Annotated in this window: 20 protein-coding genes and 3 tRNA genes; 8 read left to right on the top strand and 15 right to left on the bottom strand. The window is 59.8% G+C overall.

Features of this window, described 5'->3' with window-relative positions; all coding sequences use genetic code 11:
* Positions 1-28: 28 nt before the first annotated feature.
* Positions 29-1,105 carry a GNAT family N-acetyltransferase gene (locus O4G74_RS04580; RefSeq protein ID WP_269401471.1) on the top strand — a complete coding sequence of 359 codons (1,077 nt, stop codon included), beginning with the start codon at positions 29-31 and terminating at the stop codon, positions 1,103-1,105.
* A gap of 37 nt (positions 1,106-1,142) precedes the next feature.
* Here the strand turns inward: O4G74_RS04580 and thpD are convergent, their stop codons facing one another.
* A complete protein-coding gene (thpD, locus tag O4G74_RS04575; RefSeq protein ID WP_269401470.1) occupies positions 1,143-2,069 on the bottom strand; it encodes an ectoine hydroxylase in 927 nt (308 codons plus the stop codon).
* A gap of 253 nt (positions 2,070-2,322) precedes the next feature.
* Between thpD and O4G74_RS04570 the strand changes: the two genes are divergently transcribed.
* Entirely contained in the window at positions 2,323-2,934 is a 612-nt protein-coding gene (locus tag O4G74_RS04570; protein WP_269401469.1) for a trimeric intracellular cation channel family protein, read from the top strand.
* Between the two features lie 24 nt (positions 2,935-2,958).
* Here the strand turns inward: O4G74_RS04570 and O4G74_RS04565 are convergent, their stop codons facing one another.
* Together O4G74_RS04565 and O4G74_RS04560 are read right to left on the bottom strand one after the other, a co-directional pair.
* The gene (locus O4G74_RS04565; RefSeq protein WP_269401468.1) at positions 2,959-3,828 is read right to left on the bottom strand and encodes an alpha/beta fold hydrolase; all 870 of its coding nucleotides are present in this window, start codon (positions 3,826-3,828) and stop codon (positions 2,959-2,961) included.
* A 1-nt stretch (position 3,829) separates the two neighbouring features.
* Positions 3,830-4,600, bottom strand: a complete 771-nt coding sequence (locus O4G74_RS04560; RefSeq protein ID WP_269401467.1) for a TrmH family RNA methyltransferase — start codon at positions 4,598-4,600, stop codon at positions 3,830-3,832.
* A 98-nt stretch (positions 4,601-4,698) separates the two neighbouring features.
* On the opposite strand from O4G74_RS04560, the gene O4G74_RS04555 reads away from it, so the two are divergent.
* Positions 4,699-4,783, top strand: a tRNA-Tyr gene (locus O4G74_RS04555).
* A gap of 287 nt (positions 4,784-5,070) precedes the next feature.
* Positions 5,071-5,144 (top strand) — tRNA-Gly (locus O4G74_RS04550).
* A gap of 26 nt (positions 5,145-5,170) precedes the next feature.
* On the opposite strand, the gene O4G74_RS04545 is transcribed toward O4G74_RS04550, so the two are convergent.
* Positions 5,171-5,247, bottom strand: a tRNA-Arg gene (locus tag O4G74_RS04545).
* A 142-nt stretch (positions 5,248-5,389) separates the two neighbouring features.
* On the opposite strand from O4G74_RS04545, the gene O4G74_RS04540 reads away from it, so the two are divergent.
* Positions 5,390-6,439: a TraB/GumN family protein gene (locus O4G74_RS04540; protein WP_269401466.1), complete on the top strand. Its 1,050-nt coding sequence runs from the start codon at positions 5,390-5,392 to the stop codon at positions 6,437-6,439.
* 36 nt (positions 6,440-6,475) lie between these two features.
* Here O4G74_RS04540 and O4G74_RS04535 read toward each other — a convergent pair whose 3' ends face one another.
* The 5 genes from O4G74_RS04535 to O4G74_RS04515 are packed head-to-tail and all read right to left on the bottom strand — an operon-like array spanning position 6,476 to position 8,980.
* Entirely contained in the window at positions 6,476-6,928 is a 453-nt protein-coding gene (locus O4G74_RS04535) for a YcgN family cysteine cluster protein (protein WP_269401465.1), read from the bottom strand.
* A 15-nt stretch (positions 6,929-6,943) separates the two neighbouring features.
* Entirely contained in the window at positions 6,944-7,219 is a 276-nt protein-coding gene (locus tag O4G74_RS04530; protein ID WP_269401464.1) for a GNAT family N-acetyltransferase, read from the bottom strand.
* Positions 7,216-7,503: a GNAT family N-acetyltransferase gene (locus O4G74_RS04525; RefSeq protein WP_269401463.1), complete on the bottom strand. Its 288-nt coding sequence runs from the start codon at positions 7,501-7,503 to the stop codon at positions 7,216-7,218. The genes O4G74_RS04530 and O4G74_RS04525 overlap by 4 nt, the downstream gene beginning before the upstream one ends.
* A complete protein-coding gene (locus O4G74_RS04520; RefSeq protein ID WP_269401462.1) occupies positions 7,496-8,740 on the bottom strand; it encodes an FAD-binding domain-containing protein in 1,245 nt (414 codons plus the stop codon). Before O4G74_RS04520 ends, O4G74_RS04525 begins: the two co-directional genes overlap by 8 nt.
* A 48-nt stretch (positions 8,741-8,788) precedes the next feature.
* The gene (locus O4G74_RS04515) at positions 8,789-8,980 is read right to left on the bottom strand and encodes a CsbD family protein (protein ID WP_269401461.1); all 192 of its coding nucleotides are present in this window, start codon (positions 8,978-8,980) and stop codon (positions 8,789-8,791) included.
* 104 nt (positions 8,981-9,084) lie between these two features.
* Here O4G74_RS04515 and mnmD point away from each other — a divergent pair, with 104 nt between their 5' ends.
* On the top strand, positions 9,085-10,914 hold the full coding sequence (mnmD, locus tag O4G74_RS04510; protein WP_269401460.1) for a tRNA (5-methylaminomethyl-2-thiouridine)(34)-methyltransferase MnmD: 1,830 nt from the start codon (positions 9,085-9,087) through the stop codon (positions 10,912-10,914).
* A 7-nt stretch (positions 10,915-10,921) separates the two neighbouring features.
* Here the strand turns inward: mnmD and O4G74_RS04505 are convergent, their stop codons facing one another.
* The 5 genes from O4G74_RS04505 to O4G74_RS04485 all read right to left on the bottom strand — a co-directional run bounded on the left by O4G74_RS04505 (position 10,922) and on the right by O4G74_RS04485 (position 12,928).
* Positions 10,922-11,107, bottom strand: a complete 186-nt coding sequence (locus O4G74_RS04505; RefSeq protein ID WP_269401459.1) for a hypothetical protein — start codon at positions 11,105-11,107, stop codon at positions 10,922-10,924.
* Between the two features lie 89 nt (positions 11,108-11,196).
* Positions 11,197-11,655, bottom strand: coding sequence for an envelope stress response membrane protein PspC (pspC, locus tag O4G74_RS04500; RefSeq protein WP_269401458.1), 459 nt, complete (start codon positions 11,653-11,655; stop codon positions 11,197-11,199).
* Between the two features lie 12 nt (positions 11,656-11,667).
* On the bottom strand, positions 11,668-11,925 hold the full coding sequence (gene pspB / locus O4G74_RS04495) for an envelope stress response membrane protein PspB (RefSeq protein ID WP_269401457.1): 258 nt from the start codon (positions 11,923-11,925) through the stop codon (positions 11,668-11,670).
* Between the two features lie 110 nt (positions 11,926-12,035).
* Complete coding sequence (gene pspA, locus O4G74_RS04490) at positions 12,036-12,722, bottom strand: phage shock protein PspA (RefSeq protein WP_119379009.1); 687 nt, start codon at positions 12,720-12,722, stop codon at positions 12,036-12,038.
* A 65-nt stretch (positions 12,723-12,787) separates the two neighbouring features.
* Positions 12,788-12,928: a hypothetical protein gene (locus O4G74_RS04485; RefSeq protein WP_182481899.1), complete on the bottom strand. Its 141-nt coding sequence runs from the start codon at positions 12,926-12,928 to the stop codon at positions 12,788-12,790.
* A 204-nt stretch (positions 12,929-13,132) separates the two neighbouring features.
* Here O4G74_RS04485 and pspF point away from each other — a divergent pair, with 204 nt between their 5' ends.
* Together pspF and O4G74_RS04475 are read left to right on the top strand one after the other, a co-directional pair.
* Positions 13,133-14,197 carry a phage shock protein operon transcriptional activator gene (gene pspF / locus O4G74_RS04480; protein WP_269401456.1) on the top strand — a complete coding sequence of 355 codons (1,065 nt, stop codon included), beginning with the start codon at positions 13,133-13,135 and terminating at the stop codon, positions 14,195-14,197.
* Positions 14,198-14,253: 56 nt separating this feature from the next.
* Positions 14,254-15,057 (top strand): WecB/TagA/CpsF family glycosyltransferase, encoded by an 804-nt coding sequence (locus tag O4G74_RS04475; protein ID WP_269401455.1) that lies wholly within the window; start codon positions 14,254-14,256, stop codon positions 15,055-15,057.
* Positions 15,058-15,069: 12 nt separating this feature from the next.
* On the opposite strand, the gene O4G74_RS04470 is transcribed toward O4G74_RS04475, so the two are convergent.
* On the bottom strand, positions 15,070-15,264 hold the full coding sequence (locus O4G74_RS04470) for a zinc-finger domain-containing protein (protein WP_269401454.1): 195 nt from the start codon (positions 15,262-15,264) through the stop codon (positions 15,070-15,072).
* Positions 15,265-15,359: the final 95 nt, after the last annotated feature.

The following is a 15,359-nucleotide window of genomic DNA, read 5'->3' as shown; positions in this document are numbered from 1 at the left end:
TTAACCGGTTGGCTGTTAAGCATACTGTATGGGCACGCGCGTGGACTATCTCGATTTCGCTGAGCTGACGGAGGCAGACCGGCTGGCCTGGTCATCCTTTCAGGCGGCTGATCCATGCCTGTGGAGCCCGTATTTTTCCCATTCCTATGTTGCTGCTGCCGAGATCGCCCGTCCCGGCGTGAAAGTAATGAAGTTCCATGACGAAAGCGGGCCGCTCGCATTCTGGCCTGTTCGGCCCGGCCCGCTTGGTACGGCTCGACCTGTAGGAGGGCCAATGGACGATCTTCATGGTATCGTCGCGGCCCCCGATACGGTGCTGGATCTTCAGCAACGAAGCGTTGCGCGTCATGTCGGCGGATATGCGTTCACTGCGACGCCATCCAATCAGCAGCGCCATGGACTCAACGGCCAGATGGGCGACGGCAATCAGGTCATGGACCTGTCAGCAGGTTATGAGGCCTGGCTGAACGAGCGCCAGACAGCGTCATCCAATTTCAGGCGTGAGCACCGCAAAGTCGAAGCGCTCCTGAATGACCCAGGCACAGTCGTCGCACATGATGCAACCGACCCTGCTGCCTTCGACCGGTTGCTGGAACTCAAGCAGATTGCCTATGACCAGTCAGGCCACTTCCCGCTCTTCTCGCTGGATTGGCCGCGTCGTCTGCTAGAGACACTGGCAGAGCAAAGAGCCGGCGATGCGCGGGGCGTGCTATCGACGCTGCACATTGAAGGGCAGCTCGCGGCCATCTCCTACTGTATGCGCTCAGAGAGGGTGATGCATTACTGGTTCCCGGCCTATGAAGACGCGTATTCGAAGCTGAAGCCCGGCCTCGCCCTCCTGTTCAGCCTCGCGCAATGGAGCGCTGGCGAAGACGTAAAGGAGCTTCATCTCGGTCTTGGCGATACCCGCTATAAGCGCCAGATGGCGACCTATATGGCGCCAGTTCGGGCTGGTACCCTAGCCCTGTCTGGACCGCAAAAGCTCGCAACCTTAGCGGCGTCGCTGGCGACCCGGCTAGAGGGGCGGCATCGTCTCCTGGACATCCCGGCAAAGTTCGCCCGCAAATACCACCGGGTCATACTGGCCGGGGCATTGCGGGCTTGAACCTTTTGCCGTCGTGGCGTCTGACGGTGCTGCCTGTCTAGGACAGTCTACCGGTCACTTTCGAAAGCGGCGCCAGTGGGGCTTCCACCCGGCGGTGGGCAATATGCTCGGGACGTTCAGACCTTGCTGCAAACGGTGCCTTCAGACGGTTTGACCAGGCATTGAACACGAAGAAGGCGTTCATCCTCTCAAAAGGTGTGATGTTACCATTCGAGGCATGCAGCGTATTGCAGTCGAAGATCACGACCGAACCTGCCTTCGGAGCCGGGGCAACGATGCCGCCCTTATCCACCAGTTCCGCAATGGATTCTGCATCCGGGATGCCGGTTCCCTGACGCTTCAGCGAAGACTTGTAATTATCGTCAGGCGTTTCACCAACGCAGGAGATAAAGGTCTCATGGCTGCCCGGTACGAACATGACTGGGCCTGCTTGCGGGTGATTATCCGTCAGCATAACGGACATGGACAGGGCGCGCATATTCGGCATGCCGTCCTCTGCGTGCCAGGTCTCAAAGTCAGAGTGCCAGTAGAATTCCTTACCCTTGAAGGCCGGCTTATAGTTGAGGCGCGACTGATGAATGTAGACCTCATCATCGAGGATGTAGCGGGCAACATCAGCAAGCCGCGGGTCGCGGGCAACGACATCGAAGTCGCTGGTCTGGCGATGGATTGCAAAGACTGAACGCACCGCGCCGCTGTCCCGCTCCGAAATGACCGTCTCATCGGCGAGGCTGTCTGGATAATCGCGCATCTCGTTCGCTGTGCCGCGCATGCGGGCGACTTCCTTGGGCGAAAACACATCCTCCAGCACGATGAAACCATCACGCTCAAAATCGCGAATGAGCGATGGATCGATTGGTGGATTGGTTCGGCCGTCGGCGTAGACGACCTTGTCGCGGCGGGCAATCTGCTCAGGTTTCGTGCTCAGCCTGGTGGTGTATCTGTCCTCTTGTACCTGTTGCATGGCTAATCGTTCTGACCTCTTGTTTCGCTGGTGCATTCTGCACCGGTTCTCGATCTGGATGACGGTCCGTGCCGCTCATCTGGTCGCACCTACGCAAGCCCACACTCATAGGTTGCAAGAAAATTCCACGATTAATCCTAATCTTAATCGAGGTTATGCAGACGCGTCGCTCCAGGCGCGCAACTGGGCGATGTGCGCCCCTATGCAGGCAAGACGCTGGACGCGTGCGCGCTTCTCCGTCAAAAGGCGCCCGATGAGCCCAGAGATCCTTACTGCCTTTGCCGACAGGTTCGGCGTGTTCGTGTTCGCCATCTCTGGCGGCGTGCTTGCCGTGCGAAAGGAAATGGACCTGCTTGGCGTGATCGTCCTGGCGTTTCTGCCTGCGATCGGCGGCGGCACGATGCGTGATCTGTTGCTCGGCGCGCCAGTCTTCTGGCTATCGGATACGCTCACCCTTGTGTTGGCGATCGCGGGCGGGCTGACCGCTTTCCTGTTCTACCGCTTTGTAAGCCAGTTCCGCGCGCTTCGATGGCCCGACGCGGTTGGCATGTCCCTCTTTGCGGTGACAGGCGCCGCCAAGGCAATGTCACTTGGCCACGGCTTCATCGTCGTCGTCATCATGGGCGCGATAACAGCGAGCGCGGGCGGCCTGTTGCGCGATGTCATCGCAAACGAAGAGCCGCTGGTACTGAAGGAGGGAGAGCTCTATGCGACCTGCGCGCTGGCCGGCTCTGCGGTTTATTTCGCCGCAATTTCTCTGGGCGCGCCGGAGGCGATTGCCTTCGCTGCCGGCATGGCGACAGCTTTCATTTCCCGGGCCATGGCCATCATCTTCGGCATCAAGCTCCCCCGTGCAAAGGGGTGAGCGCGCACTCGTCGCAGTCGTCGTTTAAAGGAAATCCTGCAGCGTCTCGATGAAGAGGTCGAACTGGTCATGATGTAGCCAGTGACCCGCTTCGGGGAACATCTTCACGTCCGCATGTTTGAAATGCTGGATCCGGCCATCTTCGGCCGGGTTCGATGCCCAGCTTTTCTCGCCGTAGAGCAGGAGCGTCGGACAACTGATATTCGACCAGAGCTCGGCAACCTGCTCATGCGTGATGTCGACCGACTCCCAGACGCGGAGGTAATTGTCGAACTTCCACGAATAGGTCCCGTCCTCATTGCGCGCGATGCCATTGATCGTGAGGTGGCGTGCCTGCTCTGCCGTCAGGAAGCTGTTCTCTTCCTTCATGCGGGCATAGGCCTGCTCTAGTGAGTCATAGCGCTTTGGCTGGCGACCGGCGAGGCCGCGCTTGTCATCGATCATCTTGCGGAAATGATCCTGCCACGGCGTTTTCCGGCGCTCTTCGAGACGGCTCGGGCTTGGCCCCAGGCCTTCGATCGCGACGATCTTGCGGACGTTTTCCGGGTAGAGGCCAGTATAACGCAGGCAAATATTCCCGCCGAGCGAATGGGACACAATGGTGACAGGCGCGAGCTTCAGCTGATGGATGAGCTGGGCAAGGTCGTAAATGTACGCCTGCATGTTGTAATTGCCTTCAGGCGACCACGCACTGTCGCCGTGGCCGCGAAGGTCCGGCGCGATGACGTGCCAGTCCTTTCGAAGCGCTTCCGCCGTCCAGTCCCAGCTGCGGCAATGGTCGCGCCCGCCATGCACCAGGAGGAGCGGCGGCGCGTCGTCATTGCCCCAGTCTGCATAATGCAGCTTCAGGCGCTGGGAAAAGTAAGTGTGAGAGGTCGGTCCGAGAAGTGTCATTTCAGGCCTTTCTTGACCGCATGGCTTCATAGAATGCAATCGCTGCCGCATTGGAAACATTAAGGCTTTCCATGCCCGGCACCATTGGGATACGTGCCAGCGTGGCGCACGCCTTGGCCACTGCCGGGCGAAGGCCTGAACCTTCAGCCCCCATCACAAATGCCACTTTGGGGGCGCCAGAAACAGCGGCGTCCAGCATTTCGGTGCCCTCGCCTGCGAGACCCACCGTATGATATCCAGCGTCGCCCAGTGCATCGAGCGCGCGGGCGATGTTCACGACACGGATTTCCTCAACCGCCTCTATCGCGCCAGCCGCCGCTTTGGCCACAACGCCTGTCAGCGGCGGTGTATGCCGGGTCTGCAGCACCAGTCCGCCAATGCCGAGCGCGGCCGCCGAGCGGAAAATCGCCCCAAGATTATGCGGGTCGGAAATCTGGTCGAGCACGCATACACGCTCCGGGGCATCAGGGCGTGCCAGCACATCCTCAAGCACGACAGGCTCCAGCGGCTGGACCTTGATCGCGATCCCCTGATGCACGGCATTATCGGGAAGCAGCTTGGCCAGCGTCTTCTGGTCCATGACCTCAACGTCCGTAAGCCCCGTCCGCTTGGCCGCATTCTCTGTCGCGACCCAGCGCAGAATGACCCTGTTCTTGTTGGAAATTGCGGCTTCTACGGCATGTTGCCCCCAGAGCCAGAGGGGCTCGCTTGGGTCTGGTGCAGATCGCGCTGCAAATCGCCGTTTCTCATGGTTGCGTGGAATGGGCTTCATCCCTATAAAGCGCGCTTCGGAGCGACCGGGTTGTTGATGACAGCCTTTTGGCGGTCCGATGCGGCAGCGTCAATTACCGACGCTGCAAGGCAATCCCTGGAGGGGTGGCCGAGTGGTTAAAGGCAGCAGACTGTAAATCTGCCCGCATAGCGTACACAGGTTCGAATCCTGTCCCCTCCACCATTCCCCAGTTTTGCTTCCGTATCCTCGCTCCGCTCGTCACATGAAGCATGCTCAAGGCTGCGCGCCTCTCCGTACCGGCGCTTTGCGCCTCACATGGGTCGCGCTCAGAGCTTCCTCTTGTTCTGACCCCGTATCGGCGTTTCACACCTCACACCGGTGGCGCTCACGGCTGAGGGTCAGCATTTGCCCCCGAAGCCACACAGGACGCATTCGGCCCTCACTGCCATCCGCGTGCCTCTTCACTTGCATCGCGGCGCGCCCCGAAGTATCTCGTGGCCCTCTGGCGCGCGGATATAGCACAATGGTAGTGCAGCAGCCTTCCAAGCTGAGGATGCGGGTTCGATTCCCGCTATCCGCTCCAGACATCCCACCGACAATTTGAGTGAATGGCGCACCTAACAGGATTCGAACCTGTGACCTCTGCCTTCGGAGGGCAGCGCTCTATCCAGCTGAGCTATAGGTGCGTTGCCAATCCCTCTATGCGAATGGGGCCGCAGGTGCAATCTTTGCGAAACACGCCAAATCAGCTTTGTGCCAGTGTCCGTTGGCATGTAGTACAGCCTGTCGCCCGCATTGCAGGCCGCCCGTCTTGAGGAGATCACCCGTATGAGCCGCAGCTTCCATTTCGTTTCAGGCCTGAGCGCCGTCGCCCTTGCCGCGCTCGCAGCCTGTAGCCCGTCTGGCAACGATGAGGCTGCCACGAGCGATGAGCCCGCCGTCGTCGAAACCGGCACGGGCGCCGAAGACACAAGTCCCGAAAGCTCTGCTGAGTATCGATCACGAGATGAGTTGCTGGCAGAGTTCGATGAAGCCCTCGAGCTGGCACAGGAGACGAATGGAGACGGCTCACCCGCGATCTGGACCATGTCCGACGAGGACACGACGGTCCATATCTTCGGCACCGTCCACCTGATGCGCCCGGACCTTGAATGGCGCACGGACGAGTTCACCGAAAAGTTTAACGAGGCCGATATTCTGGTCCTTGAGCTCGACATGGTGAGCGAGGAAGGCCAGCAAGCGGTGGCCCGCGACTTCCTGTCGCGTGGCTTTTATGGGGATGGACGCACACTCAGCAATGAGTTGCCAGCCCCGGTGCTGGCTGCTTTTGAAAGCGCGCTGGCCGGCCTCAGCCTTCCCGTCTCCGCTTTCGACCCGATGGAGCCCTGGATGGCGGCGGTGAACCTCTCGGTCCTGCAACTCCAGTCGGACGGCTTCGACCCGAATGCCGGTATCGAGCAGATTCTGATCGCCGATGCAGAAGCGGCCGGCAAGGAATTTGCCTTCTTGGAGACCGCTGCCGATCAAGCCGCGATCTTTGACGAGCTGCCCGAAGACACGCAGGCGGCCTATCTCTACGAGACATCAATCACCCTCGGCGACACCAGCCGCACCCTCGACCAGGTCGTCGATGAGTGGCGGGACGGCGATGTCGAGGGCCTCGGCGTACTGGTCGCCAATCCGGATACGGGCGGCGGCGACAGCATCTACGACGCCCTGTTCGTTGAGCGGAATGAGAACTGGGTGCCGCAGATCGAGGGCTACCTTGATGATGTCAAGGGCACCGTCTTCGTTGCAGTTGGCGCCGGCCACCTTGCAGGACCTGATAGCGTCATCACCCTGCTGCGCGACAAGGGTCATGAGATAGAGGGGCCATAAGCCGTCTCTAGGATTTGGAATTTGCCGGGCTGGCGATCAGTCCGGCGGATTGCCGTCCCAATCGATGATCCAGTCGATCTGGTCTTCCTCGAAGACGGTTTCCTCGCTCACCGTCTGGCCCATGACCGACTTGCCCTCTTCATGGATGCGCTGACGGTCACCGCAGACAAGATGGTGCCAGTCTTCCAGCCCGCGCCCCTCATGCACGCGGCGATAGGCACAGCTTTTCGGCATCCATTTCAGCTCTGACACAGATTTCGGGGTCAGGATCACGCAGTCCGGCACCTTTGTCTTGCGGTTCTCATAGTCGGCGCAGCGGCAGAGATCGGCGTCGAGGAGTTTGCAGTGCAGCCTCGTATAGGCGACGTCACCGCTATCTTCGTCCTCTAGCTTGATAAGGCAGCATTTGGCGCAGCCATCGCACAGCGACTCCCACTCCTGCGGGGTCATCTCTGTCAGGCTTTTGGTTTCCCAGAATGGCTTGCTCATACCCGACTTAATGGATCAGGCGAGCACATCCTTCCAGTCCGGATGCCTGTTGATCTGCGTTCGGGCAAAACCGCAGACTGGCACCAGTTTGAAATTCTCTTTGCGGGCTTTTTCGACCAGCTTGCCGACCAGCTTCGTGCCAAGGCCGCGCCCGCCGAGCGCCGATGGTACACCGACAAAGTCGACGCGCATGACGTCATCGCTCTGCCAGCCATAGCGGATGACGAGCTCATGACCTTCGACATCCGTTGTCAGCTGCTTGCCATCATCCTGAAGTGTGAGATCGCTCATCGGAGGACATCCTTCCATTCCGGGTGCTTCTCGAACTGGGCTTTTGCGAAGGGGCAGAGCGGCATGATTTTCAGGCCACGCTCGCGCGCCAAAGCAATGCCCGCCTCGACGAGCTGCAGGCCAACGCCCTGACCGCCGAGCGCTTCGGGCACGCCCGTATGATCAATGATCATGACCGTCGTGCCTGCCTTGGAATAGGTCATCTCGGCTTTGTGGCCATCAATGGTCGTCTGGAAAACCCCGCCACTATCGCTTTCGGAGTGCTTGATTTCAGGTTCAGCCATCGAGTTTCAGACCTTCTGCTATGTCGAGCGCGTCCAGAACAGATGGGATCTGCTTGCGCAATTTGAAGAAACCCTTCTTTGCGTGCGGCCAGAAGCATTCATCCCAGTTTCGCCGGATCTGGTGGATGTGAAGCCCGTCCGCCTGAAGCTCTGACAGGAGCGGTGAGAGCGTATCGTGTGTCCACCCGGCCGGAATGTACGGCAGGACGATATGCCGGGTCTCAAGACTGTTCGCCCAGTCTTTCAGCGCGGTCTGCCTGTCTCTGTCATCAGAGAGGTTTTGAGCGGAAACGCCGAAGTGGCTGCCTGCCCTCGCGAGACCATCTTTGAGCGCGCCATTGGTGAAAGCCACGGCTTGCTCCGAAACATCTGCTGCGCATCTGGTCTCGGCACTATGCAGTCCGGCTATCGCCTCAATGTCCAGATGCTCGTCGAGCCATGTTTCGACGCTCAAGTCATCCTCGGTGAGAAGAAGCGCAAACCGCTCATCAGGCAGGCTATCGCGTGCCGGGAGCTGTTGCGACTGCGGGTTTTCCGCCCCCGGAACCTGACGGCCACTCTGGGCAAGATTGTCTGGCGCGAACCTGCCATCACTGCACGTCTCGATGGCTTCTTTCTTGGCAAGATAGGTCTTTCCCGGGGTGTGAAGCCCCGCAACCCAGCGCCAGGACAGCGTGTTTGAAGCCGGGTCACCGTCGTGGAGATGGCGGAGGAAAAAGTCTGCACCGAGTGCCCAGGGCAGCTTCAGCGTGAAGAGCCAGATCGACGCAAAGGACATGCGGGCATGATTGTGAAGGTAGCCAGTCTCAGTGAGCTCTCCTGCCCAATGGTCAAAGCCATCGATGCCCGCGCGTCCTTCGATGGCGGCTTCATAATCGGCGCGCAGTCCCTTGTCCTTTTCGAGGGCCTGAAACTGCGCATCACGGTCTGAAACATAGTCAGACCAGACGGATGGATGATGCTCCAGCCAGCCGTTGAAGTATGTCCGCCAGCAGATTTCCTGAATGAATTTCGTGGCTTGCTCACCACCATGCACAGTAAGTGCAGCTGAAACAGCTTCTTCCTCACTGATCAGCCTGTGGCGGAAAAAGGGGGAAAGCTGAGAGACGTTCGGGCGGGCTTCTTCGCCCGGGTCGATGTTGCGGCGGTGCGCATATTGCGCCCCCATCAGGGGCGCAAATTCGTTCAGCCTTTCAAGGCCTGTGCGCCTTGCAGGGGTCTCGTGGTGCGAAATCATGGAATATGAATTAGGCGTGCCCGACCCCCTGCCAAGCAATTACGAGGTCTAGTCGGCCTTCTTCTTCTCTTCTGATTTCAGGGCGTCCTTGGCTTCGCCGACCATTTCCTGGCCCTTGCCTTCAACCTGCTGAGCCTTGCCTTCGGCTTCGAGCTGGCGGTTATTAGTGGCGACACCGGCGACTTCCTTTGCCTTGCCTGCAGCTTTCTTGCCGAGGCCTTCTGCTTGATCTTTTCCCATGGAAGGTTTCTCCTTTTGCGTGCGTGAACTGGTAATACAACAAGCGATCTGGCCCTGCCGTTCCCGGGGTGGAATATTAAATTCCCGTGCTAGATGAGCCGCAAATGAGCCGACTACCGCCCCGCCCTGAACTTGACTGGAAAGATGATGGCACGCCGCAGGATGTGCGGGTGGATGATATCTATTTCTCCCGGCAAAGCGGGCTGGAGGAAACACGTCTGGTTTTCCTGAAAGGGTGCGGCCTGCCGGAGCGCTGGGAAGGCAGAGACAGCTTCACCATTGGGGAGCTTGGCTTTGGAACAGGGCTCAATTTCCTTGGCGCCTGGCAGCTCTGGCGCGAGACGCGTCCGACACCGAACGCGTGGCTGCACTTCGTTTCCTTTGAAGGGTTTCCACTCGACCGGGAGGATGCCGCCCGCGCGCTTTCCGCATGGCCGGAGATCAGCGAACTCTCAAACAAGCTTGTCGAGCGCTGGCCAGAGCGCGCGCTGGGTGTCCAACGCATCGTCTGGCCGGATGAAGGCGTGACGCTGACGCTTCATACCGGGGAAATCAGCGAGACTTTGCCTGCCTCCAGCTTTGCTGCCGATGCGTGGTTCCTTGATGGATTTTCCCCCGCAAAGAATCCGCAAATGTGGGATAAATCCCTCTGGCCGATGGTGCAGCAGCGGTGCACTGACGGTGTTTCTCTCAGTACATTTACGGTGGCTGGTTTCGTGCGGCGCGGCCTTGCCGAGGCTGGCTTCGATGTCGCCAAAGTCGAAGGCTTCGGGCGTAAGCGGGAGCGCCTTGAAGTAAGCCTCAACGAGGCGCCGCACCCTCCGGCAGATGTCTACGGGCTTCGTTCACCTGAGAGGCGACCAGAGAAAGTCCGCATTGTCGGAGCCGGTATAGCCGGAGCCTGTCTTGCGCGGACCTTTCTTGATCGCGGTCTCCAGGTTGAGGTGGTCGACGCTTCGGACGGCCTGGCGCGGCAGGCAAGCGGCAACCCGCTGGCACTCGTCATGCCCCGCCTTGATGCGGGCGATACGGTTCAGGCGAGGCTGCTGATTGATGCCTATCTGCGCGCGCGCCAGTTCTATGCAGGCAGGCCGGGCGTCACTGAAACCGATGTGCTTCAACGCCCGAAGGATGAGCGCGAGGCAGAACGGATTGCCAAGGTGCTGGCAGACCCGCCGCTGGGGCTTGAAAACCTTGAAGCGGCAGCGAGCGGCCAGCTTCACAAAAAGGCGTTGATACTGGAGCCGGAGAAACTGATCGCGCACCTGCTGGAAGGCGCCGCCACCCGGTTTGGCGAGACGTTGGATCTCTCAGACCTCGACCCCGACTTACCGACCATTATCGCTGCCGGTCAGGGAGCGCAGGATTTGCTGCCTTGGCTGGGGCTGACAGGGCGTCTTGGGCAGGTGGACTTTGCAAGTGTAGCCGTGGATGCGCCCCCTTCAGCGATTGCGAGCGGCCATTATGCGCTTGCCCTTGGCCAGACCCGCCTCTGGGGCGCGACATTCGAAGCATGGGATGGCACTTGCCCGGACGTATCCGAGGCTGCGCGGACCACCAATATGGCCGCCCTTCAAGCGCTGGACCCTTACTGGCGGCAGGCTGCAAGGACGGCAGACCTTCAGAGCCGGGCCGGGGTCCGTGCGACGACGCCGGACCGCGTGCCCCTGATCGGGGCGGTGCCGGACGCGACAGTGGCGAGAGAGATTTTCGAAGGGGTGAAACATGGTCAGGCCATCGAAGCGGACGCGCCGCTTGTTGATGGCCTGTTCATGGCAGGTGGGTTTGGATCTCGCGGTTTCACCTGGGGCCCATGGGCGGGAGAAATACTGGCCGGTCAGATCCTTCGCGAACCCGCCCCGGCGACTGGTCCTGCCCTTAATGCGGTATCGCCGATGCGGCTCATTCTTCGCGCCCTGAAGCGCGGGGGCTGACGAACGCTTAGCCCTGATTTGCGGCCGCGAAGACCAACTGCAGACCACGCTCTGCCGAAGCTTCTAGCGTCAGCTGGACGCCGCCAGCTTCGATATGCAATCCGCCGAGCATGCTGGCTGCGACGGCAGACGCCAGGATGAAGGTTGCACAGGCAAGTGCGAGCCATCCGCTAGTCTGGAGATTGCGTGTCATTTGAGGAGCCCCCTTGGCTTCAGTCGGTTGAGGTGCCGGCTCTATCCAGTGATACCGGTTTGGCAGGGAGAGGAGTTGAGCCGACATATTCAGTTCTTTTCGAGGTTGCGGAATTCGCGGCGCAGGCGCCATTCATCCGAGGTGACACTGGCTTCGAGATTCTGGAGACGGTCCTCCAGGTCCATGAAAGTGTATTTGAGACCGGAATAGGTCGTTTTCGGCCGGTCGGAGACGCCGCGCCAGAAAGCCTCTTCTTCAGGGGCGAGGTGCCCATAGGACTTTGGGGCCTTTGGCACGATCAGCCACATGACGATGTAGGCGAGTAGCACCAGCGGTCCGGCGAGGAAGAAGAAAGCCGCGACGGTAAGCAGGCGCACCACGAGGGGGTCCCAACCATACCGTTCGCCGATGCCACCGCAGACGCCTGCCAGGATCCGCTCATTGCGTGAGCGATAGAGGCGCTTTGGATTCGGCGAGCGAAACATTTCGTCTTCGTATTTGCGATGACGGTCGCGCCCGGAATGAGGGTGACGGTCAGAGTGGGTCATTAAACTGGTTCCTTATTGGTCGTAGGAGGAGCGCGGCTGGCGACTTGCTGGCGCGGCATCTTCCGGGTTGGCGTCTACGAGCTTCTCGAGGGTCTCGATGCGGCGCTCCATGCGTTTGGCGGAGCGCCAGAGGTCTTCGAGCATGCGCTCATCGTCAGGCTCGAGCGTCTTCTGTTTTCTCCAGAGCGTGATGTAGTGAAACACCATTCCTGGGAAGACGATGAAGAGGGAGACGATTGCGACGAGGGCGATCAGAAATTCCTGATCCATGACTATCCTTTCTGGGCCCCGCCCCTTTCATCCAGGGACTGGATGACAAGGCCGGGCACGATGATGACGGAGAGGATGATGCCGAGAACGAAGAGGGATGTCAGCATGACTTAGCCCTCGCTCTGAGTGGATTGCGTGGAAGACTGGCCACGCGACTTCTTCAGGGCCTCAAGCTCTTTCTCGACAGCTTCGTCACGCTCAAGCGCGGCGAACTCGTCTTCAAGGCTTGGCTCACGGCCCTGGATGGTGTCGGCATAGGCTTCCATCTCGTCGACCTTGCGCTCAACATTGGCGTAACGCGCCAGCGCATCATCGACACGGCCATCATAGGTCTGCGAACGCATACGGATGCGTTGCTCGGCCGCTTCGCGGCGCATCATCAGCGCACGGTGCTTTGCCTTGGCTTCGTCGAGCTTTGCCTGAAGCTTGCCGAGATCGGACTGGTGCTTCTCGAAGGCATCTTCCGCAGCCTGCATGGCATGCTCGCGGCGGTCGATTTCGCCAGCTGCTTTCTGCTTTGCGGTCAGTGCCCCGCGGGCGAGATCTTCACGGCCCTTGTCGATGGCGACGCCGGCCTTCTTTTCCCAATCGTCACGGACGTTGGTGTAGTAGGCGATCTCGCGTTCCATTTCCTTCTTATCGGCCATGGCGCGGGCGGCCGCGGTGCGGACCTCAACCAGCGTGTCTTCCATTTCCTGGATGATCAGGCGTGCGATTTTTTCTGGGTTTTCGGCACTGTCCAGCATCGCGTTGATGTTGGAGTTGATGATATCGCCGAGGCGGGAAAAAAGTCCCATGATTTTTTATCCTTTCAAATTCTCGTCGGTCGTCTGGGAGGAGACGAGGTGCTCTTTACGGGTGGCTAGAAGAACAGTCCGCCAAGGAAGACGCCTGCTGCAAAGAACATCCAGCACTCGGCTGGACGGCTTGCGAGCCAGCGGCCGAAGCGGCCACCTTCTTCGCGGCCTTGCCGGTAGCGGGTCTCGTAGGAGCGGTCGGTCATTCTTCTGTTCCTTTCGGTTTAGGCGACGCCCATCGCCTGACTTGCCATACTCATTTCAAGGACCGTGCCAGTTTTTCACTAACCAACTAGTGCCTTGTTTTTAATGGGAATAAAACTTTTGGCCGACCAATGTTGCATTCTATTTTAGGGATTTAAGCTAAATAAATTAGTTGTTTTGACCATCTATTTAGCTAATTTGACCGCATGATTGGCGATACACCCCAGATTATCGGCGAGGCGCCGGAGTGGCTTTCGGCACTGGAGCATGTCTCAAGACTGGCGCCGCTGGACCGGCCTGCGCTGGTCATCGGCGAACGCGGTACCGGCAAGGAGCTGATCGCAGAGCGGTTGCACTTTCTCTCGAAGCGTTGGGATGGGCCTTACATCAAGGTGAACTGCGCAGCGCTATCCGACGACCTTCTGGATTCAGAACTGTTCGGACATGAGCGCGGCGCCTTTACCGGCGCGACGGAGCGGCGGACCGGGCGGTTCGAACTCGCCAATGGCGGCACGATCTTCCTGGATGAGATTGCAACGGCAACGCAGCGCGTGCAGGAAAAGCTGCTGCGTGTCATTGAATACGGCCAGTTCCAGCGCCTCGGCGGAGAGAAGGTACTGGAGACGAATGTCCGCGTCGTTGCCGCAACCAATATCGACCTGCCTTCAGCCGTCGAAGCTGGCAAGTTTCGCGCTGACCTGCTGGACCGGCTGGCCTTTGATGTTGTGACCCTGCCGCCGCTGCGGGCCCGCAAGGGCGACGCCTCATTGCTGGCAGACTTCTTTGCGCGGCGCATGGCGCGCGAGATGCTGGAAGACTTTCCCGGCTTTGCCCCTTCCGCGATTGAGGCCATCGAAGCACATGACTGGCCGGGCAATGTGCGTGAACTCAGGAACTTTGCGCAGCGCATAACGGCACGCGCCCTGATCGTGCCCACCATTGAGCCCGTACGCTTTGACCATGAAGCGCTGGACCCGTTCGCATCGCCTTATCGACCCCCATCGGTCTTGAAAGGGACGACAGACTCCCCACCTGCCGCCTCTCAATCCAATCAACCTGACTTGCCGAAACCACAACTCGGAGCCCCCTTCGACGTCCAGACAAGGGTATTTGAAACCGCTTTGATCGATGCTGCGCTGGCAGCTCATGACGGCCATCAGGGAAAGGCCGCCGAAACGCTGGGCCTGACCTATCACCAGTTTCGCGGGCTTTTGCGCAAACATGATTATGGAAAGAAGCCGGGTAAGCCGGACACCGAGACAAGCGAATGAAACCCCGGTAAATTCATAGGAGCCGCAAGTTCGGCTCCGCCTGCCAAGGAGACATCATGCAGGGTTCCACCACATCGCCGTCCACAGGCGGCACCCCGTCGGGTGCCAGAACGCCTGAGCCGGTCACTTTTCTTGGCCTTGAATTCCAGCCGCGCACAGCCCGCCAGGCGGCGCGCGCTATCGCTGCAAGGGCGCTTGGCGCTGACAGCTTCTGGTATGTCGTGACACCCAATGTCGATCACATGGTCCGCCTGCAGCGTGAGGAAGCGCTGGGCAGCCTCTATGATGAGGCAGACCTGATCCTGAACGACAGCCGTATTCTGGAGCTCCTGGCCCGCGTCGAAGGCATCGACCTGCCCGCCTCTCCAGGTGCAGACATCGTACAGCAACTCTTCGAGCGCGAAGTCGACTCTGATGAGCCTGTCGTCGTGATCGGGTGTACGGCAAGTGAGATTTCAGCACTGAAGGCCCGGTTTGGCCTTTCCGATGTACGCTGGCACGACCCGCCGATGGGCCTGCGGAACAAGCCGGAAGCGGTCAAAGCAGCCGCCGAATTCATGGCGCGCAATCCTTCGCGGTTTCACTTCCTCTGTGTCGGCTCACCGCAGCAGGAAATGGTGGCGCTGGCGGCCAAGCAGCTTGGCAATGTACAGGGCGTCGGTCTCTGCTGCGGGGCAAGCCTCGACTTCCTGACAGGCCGCACGAAGCGGGCCCCCGAATGGATGCGCCGGTTCAGGCTGGAATGGCTGCACAGGCTGACCAGCGAGCCGCAACGCATGTTCAAACGCTACCTGATCGATGGGCCGAAGATTTTCGGGATCTGGAGACAGGACCGCAAACGGCGCAGACAGGCCGATTGAGGCCGCGCGCGCTTATTGCCCGGTGTCGTATTTGCCGCCCTTGAGGATGAAACGGCGGTCGCAATAGCCGCACTCGACCATGTCCTCGTCGCCCATTTCGTACCAGACGATCGGGTGGCCGAGCGGACCGTTGCCGCCGTCGCAGGCGACGCGGTGCTCATCGGTGAAGATCGTTTCCGGGGCTTCCGGCAGGTTCTGAGTGGCCATAGTTGAGCTTCCCCAATGTCAGCATTGCCCGTCAGGCGGTACGGCGCATAGGTAGTCTGTCATGAATGGCGGCGTCAATTGGATGAGACACCGCA

Origin of the sequence: Henriciella marina (assembly GCF_027213945.1) — a bacterium.
Lineage (GTDB): Bacteria > Pseudomonadota > Alphaproteobacteria > Caulobacterales > Hyphomonadaceae > Henriciella > Henriciella marina_A.
This window is presented reverse-complemented; position numbering and strand designations above follow the sequence as displayed.

What these genes read in the sequence shown, in the direction of transcription:
- O4G74_RS04580 (WP_269401471.1), top strand. Translation starts at nt 29, where the DNA reads ATGGGCACGCGCGTGGACTATCTCGATTTCGCTGAGCTGACGGAGGCA.
- thpD (WP_269401470.1), bottom strand. Translation starts at nt 2,069, where the DNA reads ATGCAACAGGTACAAGAGGACAGATACACCACCAGGCTGAGCACGAAA.
- O4G74_RS04570 (WP_269401469.1), top strand. Translation starts at nt 2,323, where the DNA reads ATGAGCCCAGAGATCCTTACTGCCTTTGCCGACAGGTTCGGCGTGTTC.
- O4G74_RS04565 (WP_269401468.1), bottom strand. Translation starts at nt 3,828, where the DNA reads ATGACACTTCTCGGACCGACCTCTCACACTTACTTTTCCCAGCGCCTG.
- O4G74_RS04560 (WP_269401467.1), bottom strand. Translation starts at nt 4,600, where the DNA reads ATGAAGCCCATTCCACGCAACCATGAGAAACGGCGATTTGCAGCGCGA.
- O4G74_RS04540 (WP_269401466.1), top strand. Translation starts at nt 5,390, where the DNA reads ATGAGCCGCAGCTTCCATTTCGTTTCAGGCCTGAGCGCCGTCGCCCTT.
- O4G74_RS04535 (WP_269401465.1), bottom strand. Translation starts at nt 6,928, where the DNA reads ATGAGCAAGCCATTCTGGGAAACCAAAAGCCTGACAGAGATGACCCCG.
- O4G74_RS04530 (WP_269401464.1), bottom strand. Translation starts at nt 7,219, where the DNA reads ATGAGCGATCTCACACTTCAGGATGATGGCAAGCAGCTGACAACGGAT.
- O4G74_RS04525 (WP_269401463.1), bottom strand. Translation starts at nt 7,503, where the DNA reads ATGGCTGAACCTGAAATCAAGCACTCCGAAAGCGATAGTGGCGGGGTT.
- O4G74_RS04520 (WP_269401462.1), bottom strand. Translation starts at nt 8,740, where the DNA reads ATGATTTCGCACCACGAGACCCCTGCAAGGCGCACAGGCCTTGAAAGG.
- O4G74_RS04515 (WP_269401461.1), bottom strand. Translation starts at nt 8,980, where the DNA reads ATGGGAAAAGATCAAGCAGAAGGCCTCGGCAAGAAAGCTGCAGGCAAG.
- mnmD (WP_269401460.1), top strand. Translation starts at nt 9,085, where the DNA reads ATGAGCCGACTACCGCCCCGCCCTGAACTTGACTGGAAAGATGATGGC.
- O4G74_RS04505 (WP_269401459.1), bottom strand. Translation starts at nt 11,107, where the DNA reads ATGACACGCAATCTCCAGACTAGCGGATGGCTCGCACTTGCCTGTGCA.
- pspC (WP_269401458.1), bottom strand. Translation starts at nt 11,655, where the DNA reads ATGACCCACTCTGACCGTCACCCTCATTCCGGGCGCGACCGTCATCGC.
- pspB (WP_269401457.1), bottom strand. Translation starts at nt 11,925, where the DNA reads ATGGATCAGGAATTTCTGATCGCCCTCGTCGCAATCGTCTCCCTCTTC.
- pspA (WP_119379009.1), bottom strand. Translation starts at nt 12,722, where the DNA reads ATGGGACTTTTTTCCCGCCTCGGCGATATCATCAACTCCAACATCAAC.
- O4G74_RS04485 (WP_182481899.1), bottom strand. Translation starts at nt 12,928, where the DNA reads ATGACCGACCGCTCCTACGAGACCCGCTACCGGCAAGGCCGCGAAGAA.
- pspF (WP_269401456.1), top strand. Translation starts at nt 13,133, where the DNA reads ATGATTGGCGATACACCCCAGATTATCGGCGAGGCGCCGGAGTGGCTT.
- O4G74_RS04475 (WP_269401455.1), top strand. Translation starts at nt 14,254, where the DNA reads ATGCAGGGTTCCACCACATCGCCGTCCACAGGCGGCACCCCGTCGGGT.
- O4G74_RS04470 (WP_269401454.1), bottom strand. Translation starts at nt 15,264, where the DNA reads ATGGCCACTCAGAACCTGCCGGAAGCCCCGGAAACGATCTTCACCGAT.